This is a genomic window from Lysobacter sp. HA35 (assembly GCF_054061195.1).
Genome location: NZ_JBSSDY010000001.1, coordinates 2841936 through 2858725, shown reverse-complemented (window position 1 = coordinate 2858725; position 16790 = coordinate 2841936). Strand labels below are relative to the sequence as shown.

At 67.0% G+C, this 16790-nt stretch carries 15 protein-coding genes; 4 read left to right on the top strand and 11 right to left on the bottom strand.

Annotated elements, in window-relative coordinates; all coding sequences use genetic code 11:
- Positions 1 to 3: 3 nt before the first annotated feature.
- From ACVWZN_RS13855 to ACVWZN_RS13830, 6 genes are all read right to left on the bottom strand, one after another.
- Entirely contained in the window at positions 4 to 1248 is a 1245-nt protein-coding gene (locus tag ACVWZN_RS13855; protein ID WP_456954324.1) for a TrbI/VirB10 family protein, read from the bottom strand.
- Positions 1245 to 2006, bottom strand: a complete 762-nt coding sequence (locus tag ACVWZN_RS13850) for a TrbG/VirB9 family P-type conjugative transfer protein (RefSeq protein ID WP_456954323.1) — start codon at positions 2004 to 2006, stop codon at positions 1245 to 1247. The genes ACVWZN_RS13855 and ACVWZN_RS13850 overlap by 4 nt, the downstream gene beginning before the upstream one ends.
- The gene (locus ACVWZN_RS13845) at positions 2003 to 2899 is read right to left on the bottom strand and encodes a virB8 family protein (RefSeq protein WP_456954322.1); all 897 of its coding nucleotides are present in this window, start codon (positions 2897 to 2899) and stop codon (positions 2003 to 2005) included. Before ACVWZN_RS13845 ends, ACVWZN_RS13850 begins: the two co-directional genes overlap by 4 nt.
- Positions 2896 to 3339, bottom strand: a complete 444-nt coding sequence (locus ACVWZN_RS13840) for a hypothetical protein (RefSeq protein ID WP_456954321.1) — start codon at positions 3337 to 3339, stop codon at positions 2896 to 2898. Before ACVWZN_RS13840 ends, ACVWZN_RS13845 begins: the two co-directional genes overlap by 4 nt.
- A gap of 220 nt (positions 3340 to 3559) precedes the next feature.
- Positions 3560 to 5272, bottom strand: coding sequence for a type IV secretory system conjugative DNA transfer family protein (locus ACVWZN_RS13835; protein WP_456954320.1), 1713 nt, complete (start codon positions 5270 to 5272; stop codon positions 3560 to 3562).
- The gene (locus ACVWZN_RS13830; RefSeq protein WP_027084079.1) at positions 5269 to 5484 is read right to left on the bottom strand and encodes a hypothetical protein; all 216 of its coding nucleotides are present in this window, start codon (positions 5482 to 5484) and stop codon (positions 5269 to 5271) included. The genes ACVWZN_RS13835 and ACVWZN_RS13830 overlap by 4 nt, the downstream gene beginning before the upstream one ends.
- 157 nt (positions 5485 to 5641) lie before the next feature.
- Between ACVWZN_RS13830 and ACVWZN_RS13825 the strand changes: the two genes are divergently transcribed.
- From ACVWZN_RS13825 to dnaG, 4 genes are all read left to right on the top strand, one after another.
- Entirely contained in the window at positions 5642 to 7756 is a 2115-nt protein-coding gene (locus tag ACVWZN_RS13825; protein WP_456954319.1) for an ATP-binding protein, read from the top strand.
- A gap of 27 nt (positions 7757 to 7783) precedes the next feature.
- Entirely contained in the window at positions 7784 to 8227 is a 444-nt protein-coding gene (locus tag ACVWZN_RS13820) for a GatB/YqeY domain-containing protein (protein WP_456954318.1), read from the top strand.
- A gap of 69 nt (positions 8228 to 8296) precedes the next feature.
- Entirely contained in the window at positions 8297 to 9331 is a 1035-nt protein-coding gene (locus ACVWZN_RS13815; RefSeq protein ID WP_456954317.1) for a YihY/virulence factor BrkB family protein, read from the top strand.
- Positions 9332 to 9509: 178 nt separating this feature from the next.
- On the top strand, positions 9510 to 11261 hold the full coding sequence (dnaG, locus tag ACVWZN_RS13810) for a DNA primase (RefSeq protein ID WP_456954316.1): 1752 nt from the start codon (positions 9510 to 9512) through the stop codon (positions 11259 to 11261).
- On the opposite strand, the gene ACVWZN_RS13805 is transcribed toward dnaG, so the two are convergent.
- The 5 genes from ACVWZN_RS13805 to ACVWZN_RS13785 all read right to left on the bottom strand — a co-directional run bounded on the left by ACVWZN_RS13805 (position 11262) and on the right by ACVWZN_RS13785 (position 16775).
- Positions 11262 to 12389, bottom strand: coding sequence for a GGDEF domain-containing protein (locus tag ACVWZN_RS13805; RefSeq protein ID WP_456954315.1), 1128 nt, complete (start codon positions 12387 to 12389; stop codon positions 11262 to 11264).
- Between the two features lie 67 nt (positions 12390 to 12456).
- The gene (locus tag ACVWZN_RS13800; RefSeq protein WP_456954314.1) at positions 12457 to 13593 is read right to left on the bottom strand and encodes an acyltransferase family protein; all 1137 of its coding nucleotides are present in this window, start codon (positions 13591 to 13593) and stop codon (positions 12457 to 12459) included.
- Positions 13594 to 13615: 22 nt separating this feature from the next.
- A complete protein-coding gene (locus tag ACVWZN_RS13795; protein WP_456954313.1) occupies positions 13616 to 14887 on the bottom strand; it encodes a Xaa-Pro dipeptidase in 1272 nt (423 codons plus the stop codon).
- Positions 14888 to 14975: 88 nt separating this feature from the next.
- Positions 14976 to 15803, bottom strand: coding sequence for a calcium-binding protein (locus ACVWZN_RS13790; RefSeq protein ID WP_456954312.1), 828 nt, complete (start codon positions 15801 to 15803; stop codon positions 14976 to 14978).
- Between the two features lie 51 nt (positions 15804 to 15854).
- The gene (locus tag ACVWZN_RS13785) at positions 15855 to 16775 is read right to left on the bottom strand and encodes a heme o synthase (RefSeq protein ID WP_456954311.1); all 921 of its coding nucleotides are present in this window, start codon (positions 16773 to 16775) and stop codon (positions 15855 to 15857) included.
- Positions 16776 to 16790 lie beyond the last annotated feature (15 nt).

Sequence of the window (16790 nt, the reverse complement as noted above, 5' to 3'; positions counted from 1 at the left end):
GGCTCAGCGGCCGACGACCTCCGTGAAGTCGACATCGCGCGCGACGTACACGCTGACCATCGAGCCCTGGTTGATCGTCACCGTCGGCGCATGGGACATGCCCTCCTCGGCTGCCTGATTCGCGAGGCGGTCGATGGTATTGGCCGTGTTGCTCTCGTAAGGGGACGTCACGACCACGCCCTGGCTGACGGTCGAGCTTTGCGGCCCGTTCTTCGCGGCTGCATATTTGAACGCGTCGCTGAGCAGGCTGACCATCAGTGCCGAGGTGATGCGCGAACTCCAGTGCGCGTCGACCTGGCCCGGGTAGCCCGCACTGCCGAGCGGATCAACGCCCGGGCTGATCATGCTGACGTCGTAGCCGTTCGGCGTGGTGATGCGGTCCCACACCACTTCGATGCGATTGCCCTTCGGTCGCGCCTTGTAGGCGCCGTAGATCTTCGAGCCGCGATCAAGCAGCAGCGTGCGGCCGTTGATGGAGTACACCGGCTCGGTGAGGATGCAGGAGGTGAAGCCGTCGGCTTCGCTGATGACGCGTGTCTCGAGCACGCACCGCAGCAGCGTGCCCCGCACGAGCAGCGTGTCGGGATTGCGTAGCGCGCGTGCAACCGTGGGCCGTTTGGCAGCGTCGATCGGCGCTGATTGTTCCCCTGCCTGACCTGCGCCGCCCGACTGGCCGAGCGCTGCCTGTGCCATCGCGAGCGTTTGTGCATACGCGGCAGTCTGCGGATTGGCGGTGTCACCGGCTGTCGCCGTCGAGTCGTTGCCCATGCGACGCTCCAACAGGGTTGGCGTACGCGCGTAGGACCGTGCAGATGGCGTGGCGGGATACGCCATCGACTCCTGCTGAACGGGCAATGGCGGAAGCGGAGGGGACAGCGCCTCCGGCTGCGTTGACTGCACGGCGATCGGCTCGACGCTCTGCGCGGCCGGCGGCGTCCGCGGCAAGGGCGGCGTCGCGTCGCTCAGCGTGGGGATGCTGACCTGCTCTTCGCTCGGCTTGGTCGCATCGCTCGGCTTCGAACTGCCGCGGAACACGAGCACGGCCATCATCATCAGCAGCAGGATGATGCCGCCCAGGAACAGCAACGCCTTGCGATTGACGCGTTGCTGTTCCGCCGTGCGCAGCGTGGGCGCGCCGGCATCGAGATCCGGCGCGGCGGCCTGCGCGTGCGCACCGAAGTAGGGATTGGCGTCCGCCACCGCGGCGACGGGGTCCTGCTCGTAGGGATTGCTGACGATCTGGCTCACGAGTGCGGATTCCTGCGGATGCCGACGACGTCCTTGCCGTGGCGGATCACGAGATAGCGATAGGTGCCGTGCACGATGATCGTGTTGCCCTGCACCGTCGTGTTGACGATGAACTCGTCACCGTTCTCGGTCTCGCTGCCGAATACCGCCGGGAACGATCCAGTCGGGAACGGCGTGGTGTCGCCGAGCTTGATGTAGGTGAACCGCCCATCGTCGTAGACGCTCGCCGGCACCAGCGCGCGCAGCCGGGTGCGCGTGCGGTAGTCGTAGTCGAAGTGGTAATTGCGCGACGGGTCCAGCGCGACGTCGAGCTCCGGCGCCTTCACTGCGGACTCGGTGCGGAACTTCGCGTCGGTCGGATAGACGAAACGCACCTTGTATTGCACGCCGGCGTTGCGCGCCTGGTCGAGCGCCTTCCAGTCGGTCGCGACCACGCGCAGTTCGATGATGTACGAATGTGTTTCGGTGCGGATCAGCAGGTTGGTGTCGACATCGACATTCTTCGGCTTGACGTAGAAAACGTTGTCGCGACGGCTGATGTCCCAGCCGCTCGAGAACCCGGTGCTGTAGTCGACGATGGTTTCGCTCGGCGACAACTCGATCTCGGTCGTGATGCCGAGACCGGTGCGCACCGGATAGATGCGGTTGTCGGCGTAGTCGTATTCCTGGATCGGCTCGGCCGATGCATGCAGCGGCACCGCACCGGCGGCGACGCCGAGCACAGCGGCGAGGACGATCGCGAACGAACGGGGCGTCACGGGCGGGCTCCGGTGGTCGGCTGTGCAGTAGCGCTTGGCGATGCAGCTGGCGTCGCGGCGTCATTCGTCGGTGCCGTAGCGGGCGCTGCGGTTGCGGCCTGAGCCGACGCTGTCGGCTCACCCATCTCCGGCATCGAGAACGCCGGAATTTCCGGTTCGACCGGCGGCGCTTCGGCGTAGTCGTTGTCGACGCGGTAGGTCGTGACCTGGAAGCCGAGCGGGTTCTCGACGCGGTACTTCTCGTCCATCGCCAGGTTCGCCTTGTAGGTGAACGTGAGCGTGGCGATCTTGCTGTCGAGCGGCGCGGTGCGGCCCGTGGACTTGTCGTACAGCGTGCGCTGGAAGCGCACCGTCGCGCCGTTGGGCTTGCCGTTCGCGTCGTTGATCAGCGTGATGCTGAGGATCTTGACGCGGATCGCCGCCTTGTCGCCGTACGTGTTGTACGGGCGCTCCGGATTGTCCTTGCCATGCAGCGCGGTGTAACCCGCAGCGACAGAAGGCGCGGACATCGTGTAGACCGTCGTCCAGTCACGAAGGCGCATCAGCGCGATGTCGTAGGACTCGCGCGCAGTCACGAAGTGCGCGACGTTGCTCTTGTTGACGGCTTCGCTGAGGGTGATGTTGTTCTGGCCCCAGTTGCCGTCGAGCCTCGCGACGGTCGCGGTGCCGGTGTAGGCATCGGCCATCACCAGGTACGGCACCTTTTCCTTCAGCGGAAGGAAGTAGAAGTAGCCGCCTGCGAGGATCAGCGAGATCGCGCAGGACGTGCCGGCCACCCACCACGCGCGACGCTCGCTGCGGCGCGCGCGGTCGGCCAGGCTGACTTCGTAGTTCACGGCGCGGCCGACGGCGTGCTCGACGCGCAGGCTTTCCGAGGCGACACGTGCGCTCATGGCTGGCCCCCGGTGGCGTTCGCGGCAGGCGTCGATGCGGCGGCAGCGCGCTTTACGACGATGCGGTTGCCTTCGACGTCGATCGCGACCTGCTGCGCCGCGTACAGCGATGCGAGCTGTGCGAGCGTCGAACGCAGGTCATCGCCGTGCAGGTCGGCGACGCCGCGATACAGCGTGAAGTCCGAATCGTGCCGGTACTCCAGCTCCATCTTGCTGTCGCGCGCCCAGCGTTCGAGCAGGCCCTTGAGCGTGCGGTCGACGGGCGCGGCGTAGTAGACGTAGGCCGGACGCAGCGGCAGCGCGATGGATTGCGCGTCGTAATGATTGACGGGCATCCAGCGGCCCGTGGCCGACGGCGGCGGACGCGTGGCGCAGGCCGCGAGCGAGGCGGTTGCGGCGACGACAACGAGGAAACGAACGGATTGCGAAAGCGGATTCACGGCTCACCGGTACGCGTGAACGCATCGCCGGCGCGCAGGCGCGCACGAAGGCGATGACGGGTCGGATGGAACGGCGAGGTGCGCGGATGTGCGGCGTCCTGCCGGCTTGAAACGAGTCCTTGTCGATGTCCCCTGTACTGCTCCATGACCGGCACGCATGGCGTGCCGCATTCGTCCCTGTTCCGGCGTGGGCCGGGCGAAGACCTTGCGTCTTCTGTGACTACGGTACCGAAACGGGATCGCGGGCGTCAACACCGCGTGAAGTCACGATGGCGAGGGCGGGCACCGCGACCTTGGGCAACAGGCGCGCCGTGTAGCGCTTGTCCGTGTAGTACCGGATCTTCTCGCACAGCACCGGATGCGGGATGCCTTCGTACATCACGACCTCGCGTTCCGGGCCGAGCGCCTTCAATTCCTGCGGCAACATCAAGGCACGGCGCTCTTCCGATTCGCTGCGCGACACATCACGGCCGCGCGTGACGTTCTGACGTCGCACCGTCGTATAGCCGAGCATCTCGGAGTAGTCGTTCGCGTCCTGCTGTTCGCGCGGCGCGTAGAGGATCTGCAACGCGTGGTTGGTGACCAGCGTGCGCGCGGTTTCGCGGCCGTAGGTGGCGTCGAGCTGCGCCATGCTCTGGATGATCGGCAACAGGCGCAGGTTGTAGCCGGCCATGTAGGCGACGGCGCTGGCGATGATCTCGACCTTGCCGATCGACGTGAACTCGTCCATCAGCAACAGGCATTGATGCTTGAGCTCGGGATTGTTCTGGGGCAGCTCGCGCGTGTTGAGGTTGATGAGCTGACTGAAGAACAGGTTGAGGATGAGCCGGCTCTCGGCGAGCTTGTTCGGCTGGATGCCGATGTACACCGTCATGCGCTTCCTGCGCAGATCCGTCAGCAGGAAATCGTTGGCGCTGGTGGCGGCGTCGAGCACCGGATTCACCCACGGATTCAGCGGCTCCTTGAATGTGCCGAGGATGGACGCGAAGGTTTCGTCCGCCTGCGACAACAACGTCGCGAACGCCATGCGCGCGGGCTCGGACAGGAAGCGCTGCCGTGTGAGCGACTGCAGGTAGGCGCGCAGGTTGTCGCCGGTGCCGGACGACAGCCGATACACCGCGCCGAGCGTCGGCGGCGTCGCACCGGGAAAACCGCAGGTGGTTTCGTGGTCGTACTTCTCGAACAGGTAGAGCGCGAACGCGAGGAATGCGTTGCGGCCCTGGCTCACCCAGAACTTCTGCTCGTCGCCGGCATCGGGATACAGCATCGCCGCGATCGCCATGACGTCGGAGACGCGGAACGCAGGATCGTTCGACACATAACCAAGCGGATTCCAGCGATGGCTGCGTCGATCCTCAGCGAACGGATTGAACAGGAACACCTCGTGGCCCTGCGACTTGCGCCAGCCGGAAGTGAGGTCGAAGTTTTCCTGCTTGATGTCGAGGACGACGATCGAATCCTGGTACTCGAGCAGGTTCGGAATCACGATGCCGACGCCCTTTCCCGAGCGCGTGGGCGCGGCGAGGATCGCGAACTGCTGGCCAGGCAGGCGCAGCAGGCGACCGCCGTAACGACCGACGACGAGACTGGTCGGGCCGTCTTCGAACAGGCGATGTTTCGCGAGGTCGCCGGCGCGTGCGAAGCGCGCATCGCCGTGCAGCGATTTCGCCGGGCGTCGCATCACCGCCGCGAGCACGCCGATGTACGCGAGCAGCGGGCCGCCGAAACCGACCCAGCCGGCCGCGCGGATCTTCGCGGCGTACGGCTGCACCTGCGGTAGGTCGATCGTGCGCAGGTAATCGACGTAGACGTACCAGTGCGGCAGCGTGGTGTGCAGGCCGAGGAACATCGCGGTGACGCGGCCCGACAGCCAGAGCCCGGCGAGCGCGACGACCACGAACCCGAGCGACGCGATGACGACGCGGCGGTTCATGCGCGGCTCCGGCGCGGGCGCAGGGCCTGCACGGGCTGATCGAGTTCGGCCATGCGCAGGTCGACCCAGTCGCAGGCGGCCTCGAGCGCGATGTCTTCGTGAAGCCAGGTGCCGGCGGTGTCGACGACGACGTACGAGCGATCGTCGGCGCCCTGCACGTTCGCGATGACGCGATACGGGCCGCGGGCGTAGAGCACGGGTGGGGTATGCATGCGGACCTCCCTTCCGCGAGTCGCGTCCGATCCTGGACGCCGGGTGCCGCAGTGCGGCCGCGGTAGCGTATCAGCCCGCCGCGGCGGTCGCAGCCCGCATGCATGCCGTCGACTGCCGCTGATGCAGGCTGCGCGCATGTCATCGCCCCGCTCCCCGATGCCGGCAGGCCTTCTGCAGGTCGCCTGCGACAACGCGACCGTCGCGCTGTTCGTCGTCGACGCGCAGCGCCACTGCGTGTACATGAACGCATCGGCGGAGGCGTTGACCGGCTATGCACTGCACGAGGTGCAGGGGCGCGCGTTGCACGAGACGCTGCACCACACGCGGCCCGATGGCACGCCGTTTCCGGTCGACGAATGCCCGATCGACGGCGCCGGCCCGCGCAACGAGCAGGATCACGGCGAAGAAGTGTTCGTCCACAAGGACGGCCGCTTCTATCCGGTCGCCTATACCGCCACGCCGATCCAGATCGATGGCGAACTCGCCGGCACCGTGATCGAACTGCGCGACATCTCGCGCGAGAAGCGTCGCGAGGACGAGGACGTCGCGTTCCGTCGCCTGTCCGAGCAGATGCTCGACGAACTTGATCTGGGCAAGCTGGTGCACGCCGTCACCGACACCGCGACACGCCTGACCGGCGCGCAGTTCGGTGCGTTCTTCTACAACGTGGACGACGGCGATGGCGGCAGCTACATGCTGTACGCGTTGTCGGGCGTGCCGGGGGAAAGTTTTTCGCAGTTCGCGCATCCACGCGCGACGCCGCTGTTCGCGCCGACGTTCCGCGGAGAAGGCACGATCTGCATCGCCGACGTACACGCGGATACACGCTACGGCCAGTGGGCGCCGTATCACGGCATGCCGCCGGGTCATCTGCCGGTGCGCAGCTATCTCGCGGTGCCGGTGAAGTCCGACCACGACGAAGTGCTGGGCGGCCTGTTCTTCGGTCACGAACACGCGGGTGTTTTCACGCTCGAACACGTGCGCGCGGTCGAATCGATCGCGGCGTTGGCGGCCGTCGGCATGAGCCGGTTGAGTTTGTTCGAAGCGACGCAGGCGGACGCGCAAGAGAAGGAACGTCTGTATCAGGACGCGATTCGTGCCGGCCGCATGAAGGACCAGTTCCTCGCGACCATCTCGCACGAACTGCGCACGCCGCTGACGTCCATCCTCGGCTGGAGCGAGATGCTCGGTTCCGGTCGTCTGTCGCCGGACATGGCCAAACGTGCGGTGACGACGATCGAACGCAATGCGCGCGCGCAGGCGCAGATCGTCGAGGACCTGCTCGACATCTCGCGCATCATCAGCGGCAAGCTGAACCTTGCGGTGCAGGACATCGACGCCGCGCAGCCGGTCGAAGCCGCGGTGGATGCGATCCGCCCCGCCGCACTCGCGCGCGACGTGCGGCTCGAAGTGCATGTCGACGATGCGGTGCGCATGCGCGCTGATCCCGATCGCCTGCAACAAGTCGTATGGAATCTCGTTACGAACGCGGTGAAGTTCACCGACCGTGGCGGTCGCGTCGACGTGTCGGTGGCGCGTGTCGATGACGGTGTCGAAGTCCGCGTGCGCGATACCGGACGTGGCATCCAACCCGAATTCCTGCCGCATGTGTTCGAGCGTTTCAGCCAGGTCGATGCATCGTCCACGCGCGAACACGGCGGGCTCGGGCTCGGCCTGTCGATCGTGCGGCATCTTGTCGAAATGCACGGCGGCACCGTGCGGGCGGACAGTGCGGGCGTCGGTCGCGGCGCGACGTTCACCGTGCGCCTGCCGATCGCGGCGACGTCGAACGGCGTGGAGATCGAGCGTCGCCATGCGCCAACGACAACGTCACCGACCGCCGGAGCCGATGCGCTCACCGACTGTCACGTGCTGCTGGTCGAGAACGACGCCGATGCGCGCTCGATGCTGGCGTCGGTGCTGGAAGCGCACGGTGCGACGGTCGATGCCTGCGAGTCGGGCTACGCCGCGCTCGAAGCCGCGCGACTGCACGCGCCCTGCCTCGTGATCAGCGACATCGGCATGCCGGGGATGGACGGCTACGACTTCGTGCAGGCGCTGCGCGCATGGGAGTACGCGAGCGGTCTGGACGCGGTGCCCGCAGTCGCGCTGACCGCGTATGCGCGCGTCGAAGACCGCACGCGCGCGTTGTCGGCCGGCTTCCAGGTGCATGTCGCCAAGCCGGTGCAGCCGTCGGAGTTGGTGGCGGTCGCGCAAACGCTGCGTCACTGGCGGGCGCCGGCGTCGACCGGGCAGGCGGGAGTACCCTAGTGCGCCTTTCCGCATCGGACCCCCGCCATGAGCCTGAAGCAGCGACTCACTGACGACATGAAGACCGCCATGAAGGGCGGCGACAAGCAATCGCTCGGGGTGATCCGCCTGATCAACGCCGCGATCAAGCAGAGGGAAGTCGACGAGCGCATCGAGCTCGACGACACCGCGGTGATCGGCGTGCTCGACAAGATGGTCAAGCAGCGCCGCGATTCGGTAACGCAGTACGCCGCCGCCAATCGCGAGGACCTCGCGCAGGTCGAGCGCGACGAGATCACGGTGATCGAGCGCTACCTGCCGGCCAAGATGGGCGAGGCCGAGATCAACGCGGCGATCGAAGCCGCCATCGCCGAGACCGGCGCCGCCGGCGCGGCCGACATGGGCAAGCTGATGGGCGTGCTGAAGCCCAAGCTCGCCGGCCAGGCCGACATGGGCCTGGTATCCAAGCTGGTGAAGGCCCGACTGGGCTGACGCACCCCCGCGCGCGGCCGACCGCGGCCGCTCGCGATGCCATGACGGCGGCTGCGGCACGCTCGCCGCATGGCCCGATCGCCGTCCGACTCAGACTCCGCCAAGCACGGCGCCCCGAAGATCCACGCCAACGTGGTGAAGCCGGCGTCGCACGACGCCGCGGCCGATGCCGCCCCCGCGGCGGACGCACCGCCGGTCACCGCACAGCTCGACCCGACCGAGAAAGCCTCGATCACGCAGGCGGACGGCGCGCCGCCCCCGGCCGACGTCAAGAAGGTGGTTCGCAAGGCCAGCATCGGCACGCTGCCGATGGCACTGCTGCGGCGCTTCCTCGATTCCGACGTCATCGCCCAGGCCGCGGCGCTCGCGTTCTACGCCGCGCTGGCGATGGCGCCGCTGCTGCTCCTGTTGCTCTGGCTCACAGCGTCGAATGCCAGCGCGCAGCAGGCGGTGATCTCGCAGGTCGGCCTGCTGGTCGGACCACAGGCGCAGGATGTCGCGCGTCAGGTGCTCGGGCAGGCGGCCTCGACGCCGGACACCGGCTCCATGGCCGGCTGGTGGAGCATCGCGCTGCTGTTCGTCGGCTCCAGCGCCGTGTTCGCACAGCTGCAGGACGCGCTCAACCGCATCTTCCGCACCGACGCCACCGCCCTGCCCGGCCTGTGGAACTGGCTGAAAAAACGCCTGCTCTCGTTCGGGCTGGTGCTCGCCGTCGTGTTCCTGCTGGTGATCTCGATGACGGTGACCACGCTGCTCGACCTCACGCTCGGCCGCTACGCGCAGGGCGAAACCGTCGCGGCGACGCTGGCGGCGCTGCTGGTCTACGCCTTCACCTTCGCGCTGATGTACCACTTCCTGCCCGATCGCCGCGTCCGCTGGAAGCTTGCGTTCGCGGGCGGTTGCTTCACCTCGGTGCTGTTCATGGCCGGCCGCGCAGGCATCGCCTGGTACCTCACCCACCAGACCACGGCGTCGGCCTATGGCGCGATGGGTGCGCTGGTGCTGACCATGCTCTGGGTCTACTACGCCGCGATGATCCTGTTCGGCGGCGCGGTGGTGACCGCGGTCATCGACGAACGCCTAGGCCCGGCGCCCAAGCCCTGAGTCGCAGCCGCCGACACACGGGCCTGCGAAGGTAAGGCGCCGGCGTCGACTACACTCGTCGCAGGCGTTCCGCCGCCTTTTTCCGCGCCGGGACGCGCCGCGGCCGACTTCACGCGCGGGCATCTCCAACGCGCCGCCGCGCGCTGCGATACTCGCTGACGAGCTTTTGAGCCACCCGATGGCCCGCATCCCCGACGCCTTCATCGACGATCTTCTCGCCCGCACCGACATCGTCGAGGTGGTCGGCAGTCGCGTGCCGCTGAAGCGCCAGGGCAAGGAGTTCTCGGCGCGCTGTCCGTTTCACGACGAGCGTTCGCCGAGCTTCACCGTCTCGCCGGTCAAACAGTTCTATCACTGCTTCGGCTGCGGCGCGCACGGCACCGCGATCAGTTTCGTCATGCAGTACGACCGCCTGGAATTCCTCGACGCGATCGAGGAACTGGCCAAGCGCGTCGGCATGGACGTGCCGAAGGACACGCAGCAGCGCGCGGCCGATCCGCAACTGCTCGACCTCTACGCCGTGCTCGAATCGGCGACCACGTTCTTCCGCCAGCAACTCAAGTCGAACACCAAGGCGCGTGCGTATTTCGATGCGCGCGGCGTGTCCGACGAGATCCGCGACAAGTTCCAGCTCGGCTATGCGCCCGACGGTTTCGAAGCGCTGAAGAACGCGCTGGGCACGAGCCCGCAGCGGCTCGAACTGCTTGAGCGCGCGGGCATGTTCTCGAAGAACGATTCGGGCCGCGTCTACGACAAGTTCCGCGATCGCGTGATGTTTCCCATCCATGATCGACGCGGTCGGCCGATCGCGTTCGGTGGCCGCGTCATCGAGAAGGACGCGAGCCCGAAGTACCTCAACTCGCCGGAGACGCGGCTGTTCCACAAGGGCCGCGAGCTGTACGGCCTGTGGCAGGTGCGCGGCGCGAACTCGAAGATCGAGCGGTTGATCGTCGTCGAGGGCTACATGGACGTGATCGCGCTGTTCCAGCACGGCGTGCCGCAGGCCGTCGCGACACTGGGCACTGCGACCACGCCGGATCACGCCGAACTGCTGTTCCGCAACGCACCCGACGTCTACTTCTGTTTCGACGGCGACCGCGCCGGGCGCAGCGCCGCATGGCGTGCGGTGGAATCGGTACTGCCGCGCATGAAGGACGGACGCCAGGCGTTCTTCCTGTTCCTGCCCGAAGGCGAAGACCCGGACTCGATCGTCCGCAACGAAGGCCGCGACGGTTTTGAAGCGCGCCTGCTCGACGCGACGCCGCTGTCGCAGTTCCTGTTCGACACGCTGTCGGTCGACGTCAATCTCGCGACGCTCGAAGGCAAGGGTCGCCTCGCCGAACGCGCGAAGCCATTGCTCGCGCAGATTCCGGACGGCGCGTTCGCCGATCTAATGCGCCAGCGTCTTACCGAGATCACCGGCGTCGGCGCGCGCAACGCGTCGCCCGACACGCATGTGCCTGCGCAACGCGCGCGTGCCACGCCGTCGCGCAATGCGCCGCCGCCGAAACGTAGCCTGGTGCGCAGCGCGATTCTGTACCTGCTGCACAAGCCGGCGCTCGCACTGGAGATTCCGGCGAACCCGCCATTCGCCGCATTGCGCCAGCCGGGCGTTCCGTTGCTCGTCGAACTGATCGAACTCGTGCACGCAAGGCCCGACATCGGTGCCGCGGCATTGATCGAGCATTTCGCGGGGCGCGAAGAGCAGGAGCCGCTGCAGAAACTCGTCGTGCAGACGTTGCCGGGTATCGACGAGAACTGGCGCGCGGAACTGCTCGACAACGTCGTCAACCTCAACAAGGCGGCGACCGATCAGCGCATGACGGAGTTGCGACAGGTCCTCGCGGAAACCGGACGGTTGTCGGACGAGGAAAAAGTCGAGCTGCGCGAACTGCTGACGCAGCGCCCCGGCGCGACAAACGCCAGCTGATTACGCGGCCGCGACGCGATCGCGACCTTCGCTCTTCGCGCGATACAGCGCGCCGTCCGCACTTCCCAGCAACGTCGATACCGAACTGCCCTCGACGTACTGCGCCACACCCGCGGAGAACGTGAGGTCCAGCGCGCCGGCCTGCGTTTCGAACGCGTGCGCCACCGTCGCCGTGCGCATGCGTTCGAGGCACTGCATCGCGCCGTCGAGCGTCGTGTGCGGCAGCACCAGCAGGAATTCCTCACCGCCATAACGTCCGAATGCGTCGTCGACGTCCTGCCGCGCGATCAGGTCGAGCTCGCGCGCCTGTCGACGCACGAGGTCGCAGAAGCCACGCAGGACCTCGTCGCCCACCGGATGCCCGTATGCATCGTTGATGCGCTTGAAGTGGTCGAGGTCGATGATCGCGACGCAGAACGGCAGGTGGAAACGCTCGGCACGCGCGCGCTCCTTCTCCAGCGCCTGCATCAGGTAGCGGCGGTTGCGCGCACCGGTGAGTTCGTCGCGTTCGGAAAGATCCTTGACCCGCTCCAGTGCTTCTTCAAGTGCGTGCTTTTTATCCGCGAGCTTGGCGCGCAGGTGCGCGAAATAGCCGCCGACGAACGAGATCCACAGCGTGATCATCAGCAACACGACGAGCCGCAGCACTTCCATGTGGAATGCGGGCGTGTCGAGCGGGCGGTCGTGGTACTCGACGACCATGAGCCCGGCATAGCCGCCGACCGCAACGGCCGACAATCGCAGGAACTGGCGCGTGTCGAGCCCGAACATGCCGAAGAAGAACATCGCGACGAACAGCATCAGCATCAGGCTGCGGACGTCGCCCTGCATCAGGTGGACGACCGCTAGTGCCAGCACCAGCGCCACGAGGATCTGCGGCACCAGCAGCGTCGGGTCGCGCAACCTGCGGCTGTAGCCGCTGCGGATCAGCGCAAAGAACGCGACGTTGAACGCCATCGCGATGGCGAGCAGCCCGAAGAGCGCCGAGTAGCCGTACTGCATCCATCCCCAGCGCACTGCGAGCGAGCCCGGCAGCAGGAACATGAGGTAGCTCGCCAGCCCCATCAGCTGCCGCTTGAGGCGGACGCGGGTCTTGGGATCGCGCGAGAGCAGGCCCGGGAAGATCATGGCCGCTACGTTAGACGGGCGCGGGTGGGCGCCCGGTTAGGTTCGCGCCGCAGTCGCGTGCGTCGCGTCACACGGCTTCGGGCAGGGCCGCCGGGGACGTCGCGCGAGCGCGTTGCAACCGTTGCCGTATGCGCAGCCCTGGCCGCTCGACGACGTAGTGGAGCAGCGCGCCGATCGCCACGGCCGCGACCCCGATCAACGCGAACCGCGCGATGCCATGCATGTCTTCCGGCAGCAGCCCGTCGACCACTGCGAACGTCGCCTTGTGCGTGAGGTACAGGCTGTATGACGCCGCGGCGACCCATCCGGCGCCCGGCGGCGTAAGGCGCGAGATCCAGCTGTTAGCCGTCGCGCCGGCAGCCACGAGCAACGCCATCGCGAACGACGCCAGCGGGAAACCGACCACGCTCGCCAGCAACCCGTCGCGCTCGCTCGTTACGACGACGGCGGCCGCGAGGCAGGCGAGCCCGCCAAGAGCGATCGAGCCGTTGCGCGCTGCGATCACCGTCCACCACGACGGCCGCCACGTGCGCATGGCGGCGAGCAGCACGCCGAACAGCAGGCCGTCGAGGCGACACCACGTCGGGTAGTAGATCCACTCCACCCAGCGCACACCAAAGGCCGATGGCCCGCCCGACGCGCTGCGCAGGGGCGCCAGCCACTGCGTCCAGACGATCCCGCGCCACGCGATGCCGGCGAGCGCCGTCGCAATTGCAATCGCCGCCACGCCGCGACCGCCGATGCGTCGCACCAGCAACATCGCGAGCGCCGGGAACACGAGGTAGAAGTGTTCTTCGACGCAGAGCGACCACGCATGCGAGAACGCCCTGTCGTGCGAGTAGTCGACGAACAGGTTCTGCGTGAACGTCAGGAACATCCATACCGGCGGAAGTCGATGGACTTCGCGGATCGCGGGCACAGCCACATACAGGGCGAGCACCACGAGGAACGCCGGCAGGATCCGGAACGCGCGACGCGTGTAGAAATCGGCGTACGAAAAGCGGTCGCCGCGCGCGATGCCGGCGAACACCTGCGATGCGATGAGATAACCGCTGAGCACGAAGAACAGGTCGACGCCCATCCAGCCCGGCGTCGCCAGCCAGTCCCAGCGCCCCAACCCGCCGACCAGCCAGAAGTGGAACAGCATCACCCACACGATCGCGACGGCGCGCAGTCCGTCGAGTCCCCGAATCCTTTCGTTCATGCGCTTTCCGTGCGTGGATGAATCAGTGGGTGTTCTTGACCACGTCTCCGCCCTTCATCACGAAGGGCACGCTCTGCAGCACGGTGACGTCGCGCGTTGGATCGCCCGGCACCGCGATCAGGTCGGCGAAGCGGCCGGCCTCGACGACGCCGACCTCTTTGTTCGCCAGCGCCTCGGATGCATTGAGCGTCGCAGCCTGGATCGCCTGCACCGGCGTCATGCCATAGCGCACCATCACCGCGAACTGCTTGGCGTTGTCGCCATGCGGATACACGCCGGCGTCGGTGCCGAAGATCATGTGCACGCCGGCGTTCACCGCCTTGCGGAAGTTCTCGCGCTGGATCTCGCCGATGTCGCGATCCTTGCGCAGGTTGTCTTCCAGCACGCCGTTCTTCTTGCCTTCGGCCTGCGTGTAATCGGTGTTGTAGATGTCCATCGACAGCCACGAGCCGTGCTGCTTGGCGAGCTTGATGCCTTCATCGTCTATCAGCGATGCGTGTTCGATGGTGTCGACGCCGGCGCGGATCGCATCCTTGATGCCCGCCGCGCCGTGCGCGTGTGCAGCGACCTTCAGCGACGCCATGTGCGCTTCGTCGACGATCGCCTTCATCTCCTCGAGCGTGAGCTGCTGCGCGCCGGGTTCGTCGCCATGCGAGAACACGCCGCCGGTCGCGCAGATCTTGATCACCTGCGCGCCGTACTTGTGCAGCGTGCGCACCACCTTGCGACCTTCTTCCGGGCTGTCGACATTGAACGGACCCTTCTGGTCCATCGACGGCGGGAAGAAGGTCGAATCGCAGTGTCCGCCGGTCGCGCCGACCGCATACGTCGCGGTGACCACGCGCGGGCCGATCAGCTTGTGCTGCTCGATCGCCTGCCGAAGGCCGACGTCGTCCCATGCATCGCTGCCGACGTTGCGCACCGTGGTGAAGCCGGCCATCAGCGTCTTCTGCGCATTCGGCACCTGGACCACCGACCAGAACCGATCACCGAACTGCAGGCCGGTGTAGCCGCCGTAGGTGGGGTCGCTGTCGAGATGCACATGCATGTCGATCAGCCCCGGCAGCAGCGTCATGCCCGGCAGGTCGACGTGTTTCGCATCGGCCGGAGCGGCGTCGCCCGCGTGCCCGACCGACACGATGCGCTCGCCCTGCACCACGATCTGCGGATGCTCCACGTACTGCCCCGTGCGCACGTCGAGCAATCGATCGGCGGTGACGACAGTGGCCTGCTGCGCCTGCGCGGCGAGCGGAAGAAGCGTGGCGATTGCAGCGGCGATCAGGCGATGGCGCACGGGAAGACTCGGTTCGATCGGAACGCCGAGTATCGCAAAGCGCGGGCGTGCAGCATCGTGCTGTTCGACACGTCGTCGGCGGCTGACTCTACGACTTAGGCACGGTCACCAGCCTGCCGACGTGCAGCTCCGGCAACGTCACGCTACCGCTGTATTCGCCCTCGTGCGGTTCACTAGCAGGGTACGCCGGCATCGTCTGGCAGCGGTGCTGCACGCACCCCCAGGCGGTTCCGCGCTTCGCGCCGATTCGCAGCGACGCTGGATGCAGGTCCGCGAGCTGCATGCCGGCGGCGGAAATCGCTGTTGGCATCTGCATGTACGACGGAATTTTCAGGAAGGCGTGGAAGTTGCCGGTGAGCATGACCACGCGCCGACCCGGCGCTGCGAGATACGCCTGCCGAACACGCCCCGCCATGACGCGGTCGCGCACGCTAGGATCGGTCTGCGTCTCGCCTTCGCCGACGTCGTAGGCAAGCACCACGGCATCATGCCCCCGATGCTTCAGCACACGCATGCGCTCGATGAGGTCGAGCATGTCGAGGCTGCGTCGACCGTCGTGCTGGTCGTCGCTGCGTTGCCACCACGGGCGTGCGAGTAGCAGACGACGTGCGATCGATGCATCACGCGAGGCCATCGCGGCGTCGAGCGGTCCCTGTTCCGCGCTTGGCATCTCCAGCGCGAGCAATACAGGCTCGCGCGTCGACAAGCGCTCGACCACGCCACCGACAAGTAGCGGAATCTCGCGGGTGCCGTGCAGGTCACCGAGGATCACGAGCCGATGGCCCTGCGATTGGCGGATCACGTCGTCAACGGCGCGGCCGATGCCGGCGTCAGCGGTCGACGCGGATGCCGCAAGCGCGATAGTCAGTAGCGCGGCGCAGACCGACACGCCGATGATCCTGCGGATTCCATACATTCCATCGCTCCCGGTTGGATGCGACGGACGTGCGGCCTCAGCAGGCGGTGTTCAACCCACGCGCCGGAAAGCCAGCGGCGACACCGGCTCCAGCCACGGCAGCAGCCAGTGGTCGACGAGCAGGAACGCGAACAGCGCCATCAGGTACACGATCGAATAGTTGAAGACCTTCATCGCGTACAGCTCGTCCGGCGGGTCGAGCAGGCGCCAGGCGTGCTTGAGGAACACGAGGCCCAGCACCAGCGCGCCGCCGAGGTAGAACAGCCCGCTCATCCCCGCGGCCCATGGCAGCACGGTCACTGCCACGAGCAGCACGGTGTAGATGAGGATCTGCCAGCGCGTGTATTCGACGCCGTGCGTGACCGGTAGCATCGGCACCAGTGCGCGCGCGTAGTCGTCGCGACGGAAGATGGCGAGCGCCCAGAAGTGCGGCGGCGTCCACACGAAGATGATCAGCACCAGCAGCAGCGAATGCGCCCAGTCCCAGTCGCCGCGCATGCCGGTGACCGCGGCCCAGCCGAGCAACGGCGGAGCGGCGCCGGCGATGCCGCCGATCACGATGTTCTGCGGCGTCGCGCGCTTGAGGAACACGGTGTAGATCACCGCGTAGCCGATCAGCGATGCGAACGTCAGCACCGCGGTGATCGTGTTGACGAACAGCACCAGCAGCGCCATCGACAGCGCGGCGAGCACGAGTGCGAACACCAGCGCGCGCGTATGCGTGATCTGCCCGACGACGATCGGCCGCCACGACGTGCGCGCCATCTTCGCGTCGATGCGCGAGTCGAGCAGCTGGTTGATCGCAGCAGCGGACGATGCCGCCAGCCAGATGCCGAGGAAACCCAGCACCGACTCGCGCAACGGCGGCAGCCCCGGCACGGCGAGGAACATGCCCACCAACGCGGTGAACACGATCAGCGCGACCACGCGCGGCTTGGTCAGCGCGAAGTACTGGCGCAGCGTCGCGGTCATGGGCGGCTCCGTGCG